Annotated in this window: 11 protein-coding genes; 5 read left to right on the top strand and 6 right to left on the bottom strand. The window is 73.4% G+C overall.

Annotated features, from left to right (window positions below; translation table 11 throughout):
• The first annotated feature begins 142 nt into the window (after positions 1 to 142).
• Positions 143 to 973, top strand: coding sequence for a YhjD/YihY/BrkB family envelope integrity protein (locus ACFYM0_RS01960; RefSeq protein WP_388495599.1), 831 nt, complete (start codon positions 143 to 145; stop codon positions 971 to 973).
• A gap of 5 nt (positions 974 to 978) precedes the next feature.
• On the opposite strand, the gene ACFYM0_RS01955 is transcribed toward ACFYM0_RS01960, so the two are convergent.
• Positions 979 to 1,401, bottom strand: coding sequence for an ankyrin repeat domain-containing protein (locus ACFYM0_RS01955; RefSeq protein ID WP_388495597.1), 423 nt, complete (start codon positions 1,399 to 1,401; stop codon positions 979 to 981).
• 27 nt (positions 1,402 to 1,428) lie between these two features.
• On the bottom strand, positions 1,429 to 2,967 hold the full coding sequence (locus ACFYM0_RS01950; protein WP_388495596.1) for a fatty acyl-CoA synthetase: 1,539 nt from the start codon (positions 2,965 to 2,967) through the stop codon (positions 1,429 to 1,431).
• 191 nt (positions 2,968 to 3,158) lie between these two features.
• Here ACFYM0_RS01950 and ACFYM0_RS01945 point away from each other — a divergent pair, with 191 nt between their 5' ends.
• Complete coding sequence (locus ACFYM0_RS01945) at positions 3,159 to 5,600, top strand: penicillin acylase family protein (protein WP_388495594.1); 2,442 nt, start codon at positions 3,159 to 3,161, stop codon at positions 5,598 to 5,600.
• Positions 5,601 to 5,663: 63 nt separating this feature from the next.
• Here ACFYM0_RS01945 and ACFYM0_RS01940 read toward each other — a convergent pair whose 3' ends face one another.
• The 3 genes from ACFYM0_RS01940 to ACFYM0_RS01930 form a co-directional block, all read right to left on the bottom strand.
• On the bottom strand, positions 5,664 to 6,803 hold the full coding sequence (locus ACFYM0_RS01940) for an ionic transporter y4hA (RefSeq protein WP_327251239.1): 1,140 nt from the start codon (positions 6,801 to 6,803) through the stop codon (positions 5,664 to 5,666).
• A 137-nt stretch (positions 6,804 to 6,940) separates the two neighbouring features.
• Complete coding sequence (locus tag ACFYM0_RS01935) at positions 6,941 to 8,494, bottom strand: acyl-CoA synthetase (RefSeq protein ID WP_388495592.1); 1,554 nt, start codon at positions 8,492 to 8,494, stop codon at positions 6,941 to 6,943.
• Positions 8,495 to 8,514: 20 nt separating this feature from the next.
• Positions 8,515 to 9,621 (bottom strand): nitronate monooxygenase, encoded by a 1,107-nt coding sequence (locus ACFYM0_RS01930; protein ID WP_266911426.1) that lies wholly within the window; start codon positions 9,619 to 9,621, stop codon positions 8,515 to 8,517.
• Positions 9,622 to 9,766: 145 nt separating this feature from the next.
• Here ACFYM0_RS01930 and ACFYM0_RS01925 point away from each other — a divergent pair, with 145 nt between their 5' ends.
• Positions 9,767 to 11,707, top strand: coding sequence for a serine hydrolase (locus ACFYM0_RS01925; RefSeq protein ID WP_388495590.1), 1,941 nt, complete (start codon positions 9,767 to 9,769; stop codon positions 11,705 to 11,707).
• A gap of 94 nt (positions 11,708 to 11,801) precedes the next feature.
• Here ACFYM0_RS01925 and ACFYM0_RS01920 read toward each other — a convergent pair whose 3' ends face one another.
• Complete coding sequence (locus ACFYM0_RS01920) at positions 11,802 to 12,416, bottom strand: TetR/AcrR family transcriptional regulator (protein ID WP_388495588.1); 615 nt, start codon at positions 12,414 to 12,416, stop codon at positions 11,802 to 11,804.
• A 79-nt stretch (positions 12,417 to 12,495) separates the two neighbouring features.
• Here ACFYM0_RS01920 and ACFYM0_RS01915 point away from each other — a divergent pair, with 79 nt between their 5' ends.
• Together ACFYM0_RS01915 and ACFYM0_RS01910 are read left to right on the top strand one after the other, a co-directional pair.
• Positions 12,496 to 13,650 carry an FAD-dependent monooxygenase gene (locus ACFYM0_RS01915; protein ID WP_388495586.1) on the top strand — a complete coding sequence of 385 codons (1,155 nt, stop codon included), beginning with the start codon at positions 12,496 to 12,498 and terminating at the stop codon, positions 13,648 to 13,650.
• A gap of 82 nt (positions 13,651 to 13,732) precedes the next feature.
• Entirely contained in the window at positions 13,733 to 14,176 is a 444-nt protein-coding gene (locus tag ACFYM0_RS01910) for a nitroreductase family deazaflavin-dependent oxidoreductase (RefSeq protein WP_388495585.1), read from the top strand.
• Positions 14,177 to 14,182: the final 6 nt, after the last annotated feature.

The following is a 14,182-nucleotide window of genomic DNA, read 5'->3' as shown; positions in this document are numbered from 1 at the left end:
GCGGCTGAGCCCGAGCCCGCGGCGCACACGGGACGGGCGATCGCCCGCGCCGGAGGGCCGGACCGCCGCCGGATCCACCCCTTCGGGCCCACTCGGGGGGCCTTCCGGGAAGCCGCGGGCCCATCCGGGTAGGGAGAGAGGCGTGACCTCGACCTTCCGGCGGCTCCACGACCGGCTCCAGGCTTCCCATGCCGGGCTGGCATGGAGCCGCGGGCGGGAGATGGAGCTGATGCACCGGGCCATGGGCTTCGCCGCCCTCGGCTTCCTCACCCTGGTGCCGCTGCTCGTCGTCGTCGCGGCCGCCGCGCCGGGCAGCGGGTCGGGCTTCGGCCGCTGGCTCGGTCAGGCCCTCGGGGTGACGGAGTTCTCCCGGGAGCGGGTGGAGATGCTGTTCGGCGCCGCGGACCTCGCGCTGGAGCGGACGACCGCCTTCGGTCTCGCCGCGCTCGCGGTCTTCGGCCTGACCTTCGGCTCCGCCGTACAGACCGGGTACGAGAAGGTCTGGGACCTTCCGACGGCCCGCTGGCACACCATGTGGCGGCACGTCGTCTGGCTCGCCCTGCTGGTCTGCTACCTCGGGCTGCTGGTCCTCATCCCCGCCCCCTCGGACGATGCTCCCGGCACGGTCCTGGGCACCACGGGCGATGTCATCGGCACCTGCCTGTTCTTCTGGACCTCCCAGTGGATCCTCCTCGGCGGGCGGGTCCGCTGGCGCGCCCTGCTCCCGGGAGCCGCGTGCACCAGCCTGGGCCTCCTCGGCCTACGGGTCTTCTCGCAGCTGGTGTTCTCCCCGCTGATCGCCTCCAACGCCGTGACCTACGGCCCCTTCGGCACCCTCCTGGTCGTCCAGTCCTGGCTGGTCGGCGTCGGCTTCGTGGTCTACGGCGGCGCCCTCGTCGGCCGGCTCTTCCACGAACACCTCGTCCTGCGCCGCCTCCAGGACACGGAGCTCGCGCAGGACCAGGAGCCGTAGCCGGCCTAAGGGGCGGGGTGGGCTCCCGCCGATCGGAGAGCGTCGGCCGTCTCTGGGTGCGCTCCGGCCAGCGCCCATTCCAGGGGTGTGCGGCCCGTGCCCCGGTCCTCCCTGAGGTTCGGGTCCGCGCCGTGGGCGAGGAGCTCGCGCACCGTGTCGGCGTGGCCCCAGGAGGCGGCTGCGCACAGCGGCGTGCCCTCCTCGCCCCGTCCGCTCTCGGTGTTCGGGGAGGCGCCGGCCGCCAGGAGGCAGCGGACCGTGTCGAGAGTCCCCTGAACGGATGCCGCGTACAGCGGGGTGGTGCCCTCGGAGTCAGCCGTCTCCGGGTGGGCCCCGGCGGCCAGGAGTGCGCGGACCCGGGCGGTGCGCCCGAACATCGAGGCGTCGACGAGCTGCCGCGCGAGCTTCTTCCGCCGTCTTCGGTTCATGACGGCAGAGACTAGTCGGCCGGACGGTCAGGCCGGGGGCGAGAACCGGTCGCGCAGGGTGCGCTTGAGGATCTTGCCGCTCGCGTTCCGGGGCAGGGCGTCCACGAAGAGGATCCGTTTCGGGGCATTGAAGTGGGCCAGCTTCTCGCGGGCGTAGGCCAGGAGCTCCTCCTCCGTGACCCCGTCGCGCGGGACCACCACCGCCGTGACGGCCTCGATCCACCGTTCGTCCGGCAGTCCGACCACCGCCGCCTCGGCCACGCCCGGGTGGGTATAGAGCACGTCCTCGACCTGCCGTGAGGCGACCAGCACCCCGCCCGAGTTGATGACGTCCTTCACCCGGTCCACGACCGTGTAGTACCCCTCCGGGTCCCGGACCGCCAGGTCACCGGAGCGGAACCAGCCGTCCCGGAAGGCCTTCTTCGTCGCCTCCGCGTCGTTCCAGTAGCCCAGGCAGAGCTGCGGGGAGCGGTAGACCACCTCGCCCGCCGTGCCGTCCGGCACCTCGGCCCCGTCCTCGTCGACGACCCGCGCCTCCACGTGGTGCACCGGCCGGCCGCACGAGTCCATCCGCCCCTCGTGCTCCTCCGGCCGCAGCACCGTGGCCAGCGGGCCGATCTCGCTCTGGCCGAAGCAGTTGTAGAAGCCGAGGCCGGGCAGCCGCGCCCGCAGCCGTTGCAGCACCGGCACCGGCATGATCGAGGCGCCGTAGTACGCCTTGCGCAGGGCGGACAGGTCACGGACGGCGAAGTCGGCGAAGGCCCCGAAGTCGGGGTGGTTTGCCAGCCCGATCCACACCGTCGGCGGCGCGAACAGGCTGTCCGCCTCCCCCGCCTCCACCAGGTCGAAGATCTCCTCCGCGACCGGGGCGTCCACGATCGTGTTCCGCGCGCCCACCGCCAGGTACGGCAGCAGGAACACGTGCATCTGCGCCGAGTGGTACAGCGGCAGGGAGTGCACCGGCAGATCGCCCTCCGCCAGGTCCAGGGCCGCGATCGCGCTCTCGTACTCGTGGCAGAGCGCCCCGTGCGTCATCATCGCCCCCTTCGGCAGGGCGGTGGTCCCGGACGTGTACAGCAGCTGCGCCAGCCGGGACGGATCCCCGGAGCGGGTGAAGGTCCCGGGCCCGGCGGGCTCCGCCGGTTCGGCGAGGAGGGCGAGGAAGGAGCCGGGCTCGTCGCGCAGGGGGCGTACGGCGAATCCGTCGGGGACCCTCGCGGCCAGCTCCGGGTCGGCGAGGACGAGCGAGCTCCCGGAGTTTCCCAGGATGTACGCGAGGTCCTCCCCGGTGAGGTTCTGGTTGACGGGAACGTGCGTGAGCCCGGCCCGGGCACAGGCGAGGAAGGCGAGGAGGTAGGCGTCGGAGTTGTGCCCGAAGGTCGCGACCCGGTCCCCCTCGGCCAGCCCGTAGCGCCCGCGCAGGACGGCCGCGCCCGTGGAGACGGCCGCGTCGAGTTCCGCGTAGGTCCAGGTCCGCTCGCGGTAGCGGACCGCGATCCGGTCCGGGACGCGCCGCGCGCTGTCGTGGAGCAGTCCGTCGACCGTGTTCTTCCGCACCGGGGTCATGGCGGGATCTTCGTCTGCGCGTGCGGCCGGGGTCAATGACCCGGGCGCCGTGGACGGCCGGCCGGAACATCCGGGGATACCAAACGGCATGTTGACATGACGTCAGGTGGCCTGCATGAGTGTGGGTGCACACCAGCACCACCCACCCGCTCGGGCGATCGCGCCCGTCCGCAGGCTACTTGGGAGGTACGTTGCGCCTACCCCACCGACGCCGTCGCGCCCGCCCGCTCCTGGGCCGCGCCGCCGTCACCGGCACCGCACTGCTCGCCGCCGTCTCGGCGATACCCGGGGCCGCCGCCCTGGACCAGGGCTCCGGCCCGTCCGGCGGCGGTCTCTCCGCCGTCATCAGGTACACCGAGAACGGGATCCCGCACATCCTGGCCCGGGACTACGCCCACCTCGGGTTCGGCACCGGCTGGGCGCAGGCCGCCGACCAGGTGTGCGTGCTCGCCGACGGGTTCCTGACCGTCTCCGGGGAGCGGTCGCGGTGGTTCGGCCCGGACGCCGCGCCCGACGGTTCGCTCTCCTCCGCCGCCGGGAACCTCTCCAGCGACCTGTTCTTCAAAGGCGTGCGCGACTCCGGCACCGTGGAGAAACTGCTGGCCGTGCCCGCGCCGGCCGGGCCGGGCAAGGAGGTCAAGGAGCTGATGCGGGGCTGGGCCGCCGGCTACAACGCCTGGCTGGCCCAGAACCGGATCACCGACCCGGCCTGCAAGGGCGCCGGTTGGGTGCGCCCGGTCACCACCACCGACGTCGCCGCCCGGGGCTTCGCCGTCTCGGTCCTCGGCGGCCAGGGCCGCGCCGTCGACGGCATCACCTCGGCGCGGCCCCCGGGCACGGCCACAGCCGTTCCGGACACGGCCGGTGTCGATCCGGCCGCCGCCGCGGAAGCGGCCCGGGAGTTCTTCGACACCAGCCGCTACGACATGGGCTCCAACGCGGTGGCCTTCGCCGGCTCCACCACCGCGAGCGGCTCCGGCCTGCTCCTCGGCAACCCGCACTATCCGTGGCAGGGCGGCCGCCGGTTCTGGCAGTCGCAGCAGACCATCCCCGGCGAGCTGAACGTCTCGGGCGGCTCGCTGCTCGGCACCAGCGTGGTGAACATCGGCTTCAACGAGAAGGTGGCCTGGAGCCACACGGTGGCCACCGGCACCCCCGTCAACCTCCACCAGCTGGTCCTCGACCCGGCCGACCCGACCGCCTATCTGGTGGACGGCAAGCCGGAGAAGATGACCGCACGGACCGTCAGCGTCCCGGTCCCGGGCGGCGCCCCGGTCACCCGGACCCAGTGGTGGACCCGCTACGGCCCGGTCCTGTCCGGCCTCGGCGCCGGCCTCCCGCTGCCCTGGACCACGACCACCGCCTATGCGCTGGCCGACCCCAACGCCGCGAACCTGCGCGGCTCGGACACGGCCCTGGCCATGGGAAGGGCCCGCTCGGTCGCCGGGATTCAGGACGCGCTGCGGCGCACCCAGGGGCTGCCCTGGGTCAACACGGTGGCCGCCGACTCGGCGGGCGGCACCCTCTTCACCCAGTCCCAGGTGCTCCCCCGGATCACGGACGAGCTGGCCGCGCGCTGCTCGACCCCGCTGGGCAGGGCCACGTACCCCTCCTCGGGGCTGGCGGTGCTGGACGGCTCGCGCGGTGACTGCGCGCCCGGCTCCGACCCGGACGCGGTCCAGCCGGGGGTCTTCGGCCCGGGCAGGGCGCCGGCGCTGCGCGATGCCCCGTACGCCGAGAACTCCAACGACAGCGCCTGGCTGGCCAACGCGGAGCGGCCCCTCACCGGTTACGAGCGGATCTGGGGCAACGTCGGGACCCCGCGCTCACTGCGGACCCGGGGAGCCCTGGAGGACGTCTCCTCGATGGCCGGGCGGGGCGGGCTGACGGTGGCGGACCTGCAGGAGCAGCAGTTCGCGAACCGGGTCCCGGCCGGTGATCTGGCGGCGGCCGACGCGGCGAAGGCCTGCGCGGCCCTTCCGGGCGGGACGGCCACGGGATCCGACGGCGCCGCCGTGGACGTGTCGGCGGCCTGCGGGGTGCTGGCGGCCTGGGACCGCAAGGCCGACAGTACGAGCCGCGGCGCGCTGCTCTTCGACCGGTTCTGGCGGAAGCTGACCGCGAGCACGGCGGCCAAGGACCTGTGGCTGGTGCCCTTCGACGCGGCCGATCCGGTACGGACGCCCCGCACGCTCAACCGGGCGGCGCCCGGGATCGGACGGGCCCTCGCCGACACGGTGGCGGAGCTGGGGAAGGCGGGCATCGCTCCCGACACCCCGCTCGGGGAGCACCAGTTCGTGGTGCGCGGCGGGCAGAAGCTGCCCGTGGGCGGCGGAACGGAGGCCCTGGGCGTCTGGAACAAGATCGAGGCTCCGTGGAACGCGGCGGTCGGGGGCTACCCGGAGGTCCTGCACGGCTCCAGCCACATCCAGGCCGTCGGCTGGGACGGCGGCCGCTGCCCGGTGGCACGCACCCTGCTGACGTACAGCCAGTCCTCGAACCCGGATTCCCCGCACTCGGCCGACCAGACCCGGCTCTTCTCCCAGGAGCGCTGGGTGAAGGCACGGTTCTGTGAGCGGGACATCCTCACCTCGCCCCGGCTGAAGGTGGTCTGGCCGCGCGAGCGGCACTGACCTGCGCGACCGCGACCCCGTACGGCAGGCCTCCGGGGCCCGTCGTCCGGGGTCGCGGTGCGCTCAGGGGCTGACGGCGAGGAAGAGGTACGCGGCCAGCAGCACGAGGTGCACGCCGCCCTGGAGCAGGGTGGCGCGGCCCGGGACGATGGTGAGGGCGCTGACGACGACGGTCAGCGCGAGCAGCACCATGTGGACGGGTTCGAGCCCGAGCACCAGCGGCCCGGAGAGCCAGATCGTCGCGAGGGCGATGGCCGGGATGGTCAGGCCGATGCTGGCGATGGCTGAGCCGTAGGCGAGGTTGAGGCTGGTCTGCACGCGGTCGCGGCGGGCGGCGCGGACGGCGGCGAGGGTCTCGGGCGCCAGGACCAGCAGGGCGATGATCACACCGACCACGGCGTAGGGCAGGCCGAGGTCGGCGACTCCGCGTTCGATGGTCGGGGAGACCGCCTTGGCGTTTCCGACGACGGCGACGAGCGCCACGAGCAGCAGGCCGAGGCTGATCAGGGCGGCTCGGGCGGTGGGCGGTTCGGCGTGCTCGTCCTCTTCGCCGGCGGCCGCGGCGGCGGCCGCCTGCGCCGCCTCCTTGCGGATCCGCTTGGTGTCGACGGGCAGGAAGTAGTCGCGGTGGCGGACCGTCTGGACGGCGACGAACAGCCCGTAGAGGGCGAGCGAGGCGGTGGCGGCGAAAGCGAGCTGGGCCGTGGAGAACTCGGGGCCGGGCTTGGTGGTGGTGAAGGTGGGCAGGACGAGGCTGAGTACGGCGAGCGTGGCGACGGTGGCCAGGGCCGCGCCCGAGCCCTCGGCGTTGAAGACGGCGACGCGGTTGCGCAGGGCCCCGACGAGCAGGGACAGGCCGACGATGCCGTTGCACGTGATCATCACGGCGGCGAAGACGGTGTCCCGCGCGAGGGAGGAGGTCTTGTCCCCGCCGTCGGCCAGCAGGGTGACGATGAGGGCCACCTCGATGACGGTGACCGCGACGGCGAGGACCAGCGAGCCGAAGGGTTCGCCGACCCGGTGCGCGACGACCTCGGCATGGTGGACCGCCGCCAGCACCGCGCCGGCCAGGCAGAGGGCCACCAGGGCCACCGCGAGCGAGGGCAGGTCGCGTCCCCAGCTGAAGACGAGCGCGACGAGCGCCACCACGGGGACCAGGACGGTCCAGTCGGTCAGGGGGGATCTGTGGGTTGCCGTACTCATATCAGCCAACTTGCCAGAACTGTCCGGCCTGTGCGGTCGAACAGCCGCCTCCACGCCCCTGACGTGGCACTTCTCACGAAACTCCGGGCGTGGCGGACGGAGGGGACGGGGCCGGCCCCGCAGGGCCGGTCCGGTCCTCACATCGCGCGCTCGTGGCCCTCCCAGTACGGCTCGCGCAGCCGGCGCTTGTACAGCTTGCCGTTGGGGTCGCGCGGCATCGTCTCGATGAAGTCCACGGTCTTGGGCCGTTTGTACCCGGCCAGTTGCCGCTCGCAGTGGTTCAGGATCTCCGCGGCGAGGGCGTCGCTCGCCGCGAAGCCCTCGGCCGGTTCGATGACCGCCTTGACCTCCTCGCCCCAGGAGGGGTGCGGGATCCCGAAGGCGGCGGCGTCCGCGACCGCCGGATGGGTGAGCAGCGCCGATTCGATCTCGGCCGGGTAGATGTTCACCCCGCCCGAGATGATCATGTCGATCTTCCGGTCGCGGAGGAAGAGGTAGCCCTCCTCGTCCATCAGGCCGAGGTCTCCGACGGTGAAGAAGTCTCCGATGCGGTTCTTCTTCGTCTTGCCCTCGTCCTTGTGGTAGCTGAAGCCGCCGGTGTTCATCTTGATGTAGACGGTGCCGAGCTCACCGGCGGGCAGGCGCTCGCCGTCGTCGTCGAAGATGGCGAGCTCGCTGATCGGCCAGGCCTTGCCGACGGTTCCCGGCTTCTTCAGCCAGTCCTCGGCCGTCGCGAAGGCGCCGCCGCCCTCGCTCGCCGCGTAGTACTCCTCCACGCACCCGCCCCACCAGTCGATCATCGCCCGCTTGACGTGGTCGGGGCAGGGCGCGGCGCCGTGGATGGCGTGCCGCATGGAGGAGACGTCGTACGCGTCCTTGGTCTCCTGCGGGAGCGCGAGGAGCCGGTGGAACTGGGTCGGCACCATGTGGGTGTGCGTGCAGGCGTGCTCGTCGATCAGGCGCAGCATCTCCTCGGCGGTCCACTTGTCCATCAGGACCAGCGGGTGCCCGATGTGCAGGGCCGCCGCGGCGAACTGCAGGACGGCCGTGTGGTAGAGCGGCGAGCACACGAGGTGGACGTTGTCGTCGAAGGCGCGGATGCCGAAGATCCCCAGGAAGCCGCCGAGGTACGTCTCCTCCGGGAGCTTGCCGGGCAGCGGACGGCGGATGCCGCGCGGCCGGCCGGTGGTGCCGGAGGTGTAGTTCATGACCCAGCCGAGCGTGCGGTCGGCCGGGGCGGTGTCCGGCTGCCCGTCGAGCAGTTCGCCGTACGAGCGGAAGCCCGCGACCGCTCCGACCGCGTACCGGTGGCTCGCGGGCAGGCCCGCCTCGTCGGCCGCGGCGGTGGCCGCGTCGGCGAACCGTTCGTGGGCGATCAGGACCTTGGCTCCGGAGTCGGAGACGATCCAGGCGATCTCGGGGCCGACGAGGTGGTGGTTGACGGGGACGAGGTAGAACCCGGCCTGGGAGGCGGCCAGGTACGCGGTGAGGAACTCGACGCTGTTGGGGAGCACGACGGCGAAGACGTCGCCCCGCTCCAGCCCGGCGGCGCGCAGGCCGTGCACGAGGCGGTTGACGTCGGCGTGCAGCCGGGCGGCCGACCAGGTCTCGCCCTGCGGGGTGACGAGGACGGTGCGCTCGGGGTCGGCGGCCGCCTGGGCCCAGAAGCCGTTGGGGGGCGTGTCGGTCATCTTGTCCACTCCTCGGATCTTCAGGCCCGGCCGGCGATGCGGGTGATGCGGTCGATGGCGCGCTCGAACCCGCTGGTGAGGTCGTCGAAGACGGCCTGGACGCTGCGTTCGCTGTTCATCCGGCCGACGATCTGCCCGACGGGGGTGCCGAGCAGCGGCTGGATCTCGTACTTCTGGATGCGGGACACGGCCTCCGCGACGAGGAGTCCCTGCAGGGGCATCGGCAGTGCGCCGGGGCCCTCCGGGTCGTCCCAGGCGTCGGTCCACTCGGTGCGCAGCTGCCGGGCGGGCTTGCCGGTGAGCGCGCGGGAGCGGACGGTGTCCCCGGAGCCCGCGGCGAGCAGCTTCTCGGTGAGGGCGCGGGAGTGCATGTCCGCTTCGGTGGTGGTCAGCCAGAGGGAGCCGAGCCAGGCGCCCTGGGCGCCGAGGGCCAGGCCCGCGGCGATCTGCTCTCCGCTGCCGATGCCGCCGGCCGCGAGGACCGGGAGCGGGGCGACGGCCTCGACGACCTCGGGCACCAGGACCATGGTGGCGATGTCGCCGGTGTGTCCGCCGGCCTCGTAACCCTGGGCGACGACGATGTCGATGCCGGCCTCGGCGTGCCGGCGGGCGTGCTTGGCGCTGCCCGCGAGGGCGGCGACGAGGACTCCGTGTTCGTGGGCGCGCGCGATGACGTCGGCGGGCGGGGAACCGAGCGCGTTCGCCAGGAGTTTGATGGGGTAGTCGAAGGCGACGTCGAGCTGGTTGCGGGCGACCTGCTCCATCCAGCCGGTGATGCGCCAGCCGGAAGCCTCGCCCTCGGCGAGCTCGGGCACGTGGTGTTTGGCGAGGGTGTCGCGGACGTACTCCCGGTGCGCGGCCGGGATCATCGCCTCGATGTCGGCCTCGCTGACGCCGTCGACGGCCTTCTTCGCGGGCATGACCACGTCGAGCCCGTAGGGCTTGCCGTCGGTGTGCTCCTGCATCCAGTCGAGGTCGCGCTTCAGGTCGTCGGGGGCGGTGTAGCGGACCGCCCCGAGCACTCCGAACCCGCCCGCGCGGGTGATGGCAGCGGCCACCGCCGGGAAGGGCGTGAAGCCGAAGATGGCGTGCTCTATTCCCAGTTTCCTGCTCAGCTCCGTCTCCATGGGCGGCAGGATGCCGCAGCCCGGCCGCCGAGGGAAGAGGTTTTCTGATGCAGCGTCAGATTCTTTGCCGGCCGGTCACCGCGGGGCCCGCGTCGTGAGCGGGCAGATACTCGGGAGGGCACGACGGCGGACGGGAGGACCGGGCATGAAGGCACCAGGGGCAGCCGGGGACGACGGTGGCACGAGGGGCTCCGGCGCGACCGGCCCGACGGCGCCCGACGGCGCTGACAGCGGGCCCGGGACGGACCGCGGCGCACCAGAGGGCGACGGCGGCGCGCCCGGGACGGACGGCGGCACCGGAGGCGTGCGCGGGCTGAGCCGGCGGCGGCTCGGGGCGCGGCTGCTGGCCCTGGGCGGCGTGCTCGTACTCCAGGCCGCACTGCCCGGATCCGCGGGGGCCGCCGGGGGGCCGGCCGAGCGGCGCGCGCTCCAGGGACTGCGGCTGCGGTACGGGTCCGCCCGCCAGGCCGGACTGCTGGAGAGGCACCTCGAAGGGGTGGCGGACGAGGCGCGGCGTTTCCTCGGCCCCTCCCCCGAACACCCTTACTACGCCGGGGCCGTGGTCCTCGCCGGGCGGGGCCGCACGGTGGCGCTGCACCGGGCGATGGGCGACGCCGTCCGGTACGCCGATTACGACGGCCGCACCGACCGGGTCCGGGAGTTCCCGGCGGCCCAGCGGATCGCGATGGCCGAGGACACGGTCTTCGACCTGGCCTCCCTCTCGAAGCTGTTCACCTCACTGCTGGCCGTGCAGCAGATGGAGCGCGGGCGCCTCGAGCTGGAGGCGCCGGTGAACCGGTACCTCCCCGAGTTCACGGGCGGGGGCAAGGAGTCGATCACCGTGCGCCAGCTGCTCACGCACACGTCGGGGCTGCGGTCCTGGGCCCCGTTCTATCAGGAGCCCACCCGGGCAGGTCAGTTGAGGCTGCTGTGGTCGGTGAGGCCACAGGAGACCCCGGGGACGGTCTACCGCTATTCCGACCTCAACCTCATCGCCCTCCAACTGCTCTTGGAACGGATCACCGGTCACACTCTGGATCTCCTGCTCCAGGACGAGATCACCGCTCCGCTCGGGATGCACCGCACTCGTTACAACCCGCCGCTCTCCTGGCGCCGGGTCACGGCCGCCACCGAGGTGCAGCGCCCGCCGTGGTCCGGGCTGGACCGCGGGCTCGTCTGGGGCGAGGTCCACGACGAGAACGCACACGCGCTGGGCGGCGTCGCCGGGCACGCCGGGGTCTTCGGCACCGCCTGGGACCTGGCCATCCTCGCCCGAACCCTCCTCGACGGCGGGATCTACGCCGGCAAGCGCATCCTGCGCCCCGCCTCCGTCGAGCTGCTCTTCACCGACTACAACACCGCATTCCCCGGCGACGACCACGGCCTGGGCTTCGAGCTCTACCAGCACTGGTACATGGGCGCCATGGCCACCCCGCACTCCGCCGGCCACACCGGTTTCACCGGCACCTCCCTGGTCCTGGACCCCTCCACGGACTCCTTCCTGATCCTCCTGGGCAACTCCGTGCACCCCGTGCGGACCTGGCGCGCGGGCAGCGCCCCCCGGGTCGCCGTCGGCAACCGCTTCGCCCGCGCGATCCCCGTCCGTACGAGGCACGGCGGCCCGGCCTGGTACTCCGGCATGGAGACCGGCGGTTCGGGCACCCTGACCCTCCCGGCCCTCACCCCGACCACCGGATCCGCCCGGCTGCGCTGTGCGCTGTGGTGGGACACCGTGCCCGGCGCGGGAACGCTCCACGTGGAGGCCTCCGCCGACGGGCGGACCTGGGAGCCGCTCCCCTTCACCACCGTCCGCACCACCGGCGGAGCCGCCGAACACTGGCGGCAGGGTTCCGTCTCCGGCTGGTCGGGCCGCATCTGGCACCGGCTCGAAGCCCCGCTCACCGCCTGGGCCGGCCGCGAGGTCCGCCTCCGCTTCCGCCACACCGCCCAGGGGCGCTACGTGGGCCGCGGAGCCTACGTGGACGTCCTGCGCGTGTCGGAACCCTCCTGCCTCCTCTTCGCCGAAGACCGCCCCGCGGACGCCTCCCGCATCGAGGCGACGGGCTGGTCCCGCTCGGCGGACTGAAGGCCGCGGGGGCCGCCGCGGGAACTCCGGGCGCCCTGGCGGGTGTCTTGCCGATCACGCCGGGCTCGCCCGGCTCGCCGAAAAGACACCGCCCCTAGGCGAGAGCCGCGTCGATCATCCTGCGGGTCACCGCCGTCAGTTCGGCCAGCTGCGGCGCGGGGCGGGAGCGGGCGAGCGCGCCCGCGAGGCGGTCGTAGAGGAGTCCGTCGGCCCACGCGACCAGGAGTTCGGCGGACTCGCCCGGCCGGGCGGCGCCGAGTGCCGCGAGGATCCCGGCGGCCCGGTCCCGCGAGCCCTGGCCGGCCCGGTGCAGTTCCGTCGCCAGCTCCGGGTTCCGCGCGGCCTCCAGACTCAGCTCGAAGCGCGCCAGCTGGCGGGACCTCCCCGAGGTCAGCCATCGGTACAGCAGCGCGGCGAGCGCCGCGGCAACGGCGTCCCGGTCCATCGGGGAGGAGAGGGAGGAGGGGGAATGGGAAGGCGCGGCGCCCTCGTCGAAGTCACCGAGGTCCAGCTCGGCCAGCCGCGCGTAGCAGGCGCCGATCAGGGCCTCCCTCGTACGGAAGTAGTACGAGGTGCTGCCCGCCGGAAGTCCGGCCGCGCCGTCGACCGCCCGGTGGGTCAGGCCCCGCAGCCCTGCGGTGGCCACGAGGTCGATCGCACTGTCCGCGATCAGTGTTCTGCGGTCGCTTCCGCGCTCTGGGGAGTGCATACCGTCACTCTACAAGTGTAGAGTGACGACCACGCCCTCTACAGATGTAGAGGGCGTGGGAAACGCGGAGGGAACTGTCATGACTCGACGTCGAGCGGTGGTGGCGGGCGCCGGGATCGGCGGACTCGCGGCTGCGGTCGCCCTGCACCGTCGCGGTTGGGACGTCACCGTCTGCGAACGCGCCGCGGGGCCGTCCGCGGTCGGCGCGGGAATCGTCCTCGCCCCCAACGCCCTGCGCGCCTTCGACGCCATGGGCTTCGACGCCGCCCGCGCGACGGGGCCCACCTCCCCTGCCGCGATGGACCTGCGCCGCCCCGGCGGCCGCCTGCTGAGCCGCGCCGACGGCGTCGCGCTGGCCGCCAGGTACGGCCGGCCCCCGCTCGCCGTGCACCGCACGGCCCTCGCCGCCGCCCTGGCCGACGCGCTCCCCGAGGGCGCCCTGCAGTACGGCACGGAAGTGGCCGCCGTCGACGGCGCGGACGGCCGGCCCGTCGTCCACACCTCGGCGGGCACGCTCACCGCCGAGGTGGTCATCGCCGCCGACGGCATCCACAGCCCGATCCGCCGCCAGTACTTCCCGGCCCATCCCGGCCTGCACTACAGCGGGGAGACCGCCTGGCGGACCGTGCTGCGCGCCGGCGGCCCGCCCGTGCGCGCCGCCGCCGAAACCTGGGGCCGCGGGGAGCGCGTCGGCGTCGTCCCGCTCGCCGACGGCCGCGTGTACCTCTACGCCACCGCGGTCGTCCCCGAGGGCTACCGGCCCGCCGGAGTCCGCGCCGAACTCCTGCGCCGCTACGGAACCTGGCACGATCCGATCCCCGCCCTGCTGGAGCGGATCGACCCGGCAGCCGTGCTCCAGCACGACCTGTACGACCTCGCCGCCCCGCTCCCCCGTTTCCACCAGGGCCGGCTGGCGTGGCTCGGTGACGCGGCGCACGCCATGACCCCCAACCTCGGCCAGGGCGGGTGCCAGGCCGTCGAGGACGCCGCCGTCCTCGCGCACCTGCTGGACGGGGCCGACGTACCGGCCGCCCTGGCCGCCTACAGCGCGGCCCGCTGCGCCCGCACCGACGCCCTGCGCATCCGCTCCCGGCGCGCGGGCCGGGTCGCCGCCCTCACGAACCCCCTCGCGGTGGCCGCCCGCGACCTGGCCTTGCGTGCCACCCCGGCCCGCGTCGCACGGCGCGCCCTGGACGACCTGTTCGCCTTCGACGGATTCGGGCAGACGGCCTAGGGCGGAAAGGGCCGTGCCCTGAGAGGCCCACGCTCGTTGTTGTGGTTCGTTGACCGTTCAACACGAAGGCAGGCGAGTCCATATGACCGACATCGACTGGGACAACCCGATCGACCCCAAGCCGGGCTGGACCCTTGATCACGTCAAGCTGTACGTCGGTTCGGGCGGGGCCGAGGGACAGTACTGGAACAACACCCAGACCCTGCTGCTCACCACCGTGGGCCGCAAGTCCGGGAAGCCGGTGCGGACCCCGCTCATCTACGGCGAGGACGACGGCCGCTACCTCATCGTCGCCTCCAAGGGCGGCGACCCCGCGGACCCGCTGTGGTACCGGAACCTCAGCGAGCACCCCGAGGTCCGGGTACAGGTCGGCCCCAAGGTCACGCAGGGCATCGCGCGGACCGCGACGCCCGAGGAGCGTGCCGCGTTCTGGCCGCTGATGGTGAAGCACTGGCCCTCGTACGACGAGTACCAGACCAAGACCAGCCGGGAGATCCCGATCGTCGTGATCGACCCCGTTGGCTGACAGGGC

The sequence above is a fragment of the Streptomyces sp. NPDC006487 genome (assembly GCF_042870555.1).
Lineage (GTDB): Bacteria > Actinomycetota > Actinomycetes > Streptomycetales > Streptomycetaceae > Streptomyces.
Note: the sequence above shows the minus strand (reverse complement) of the source record. Positions and strands in the feature narration are given on the sequence as shown.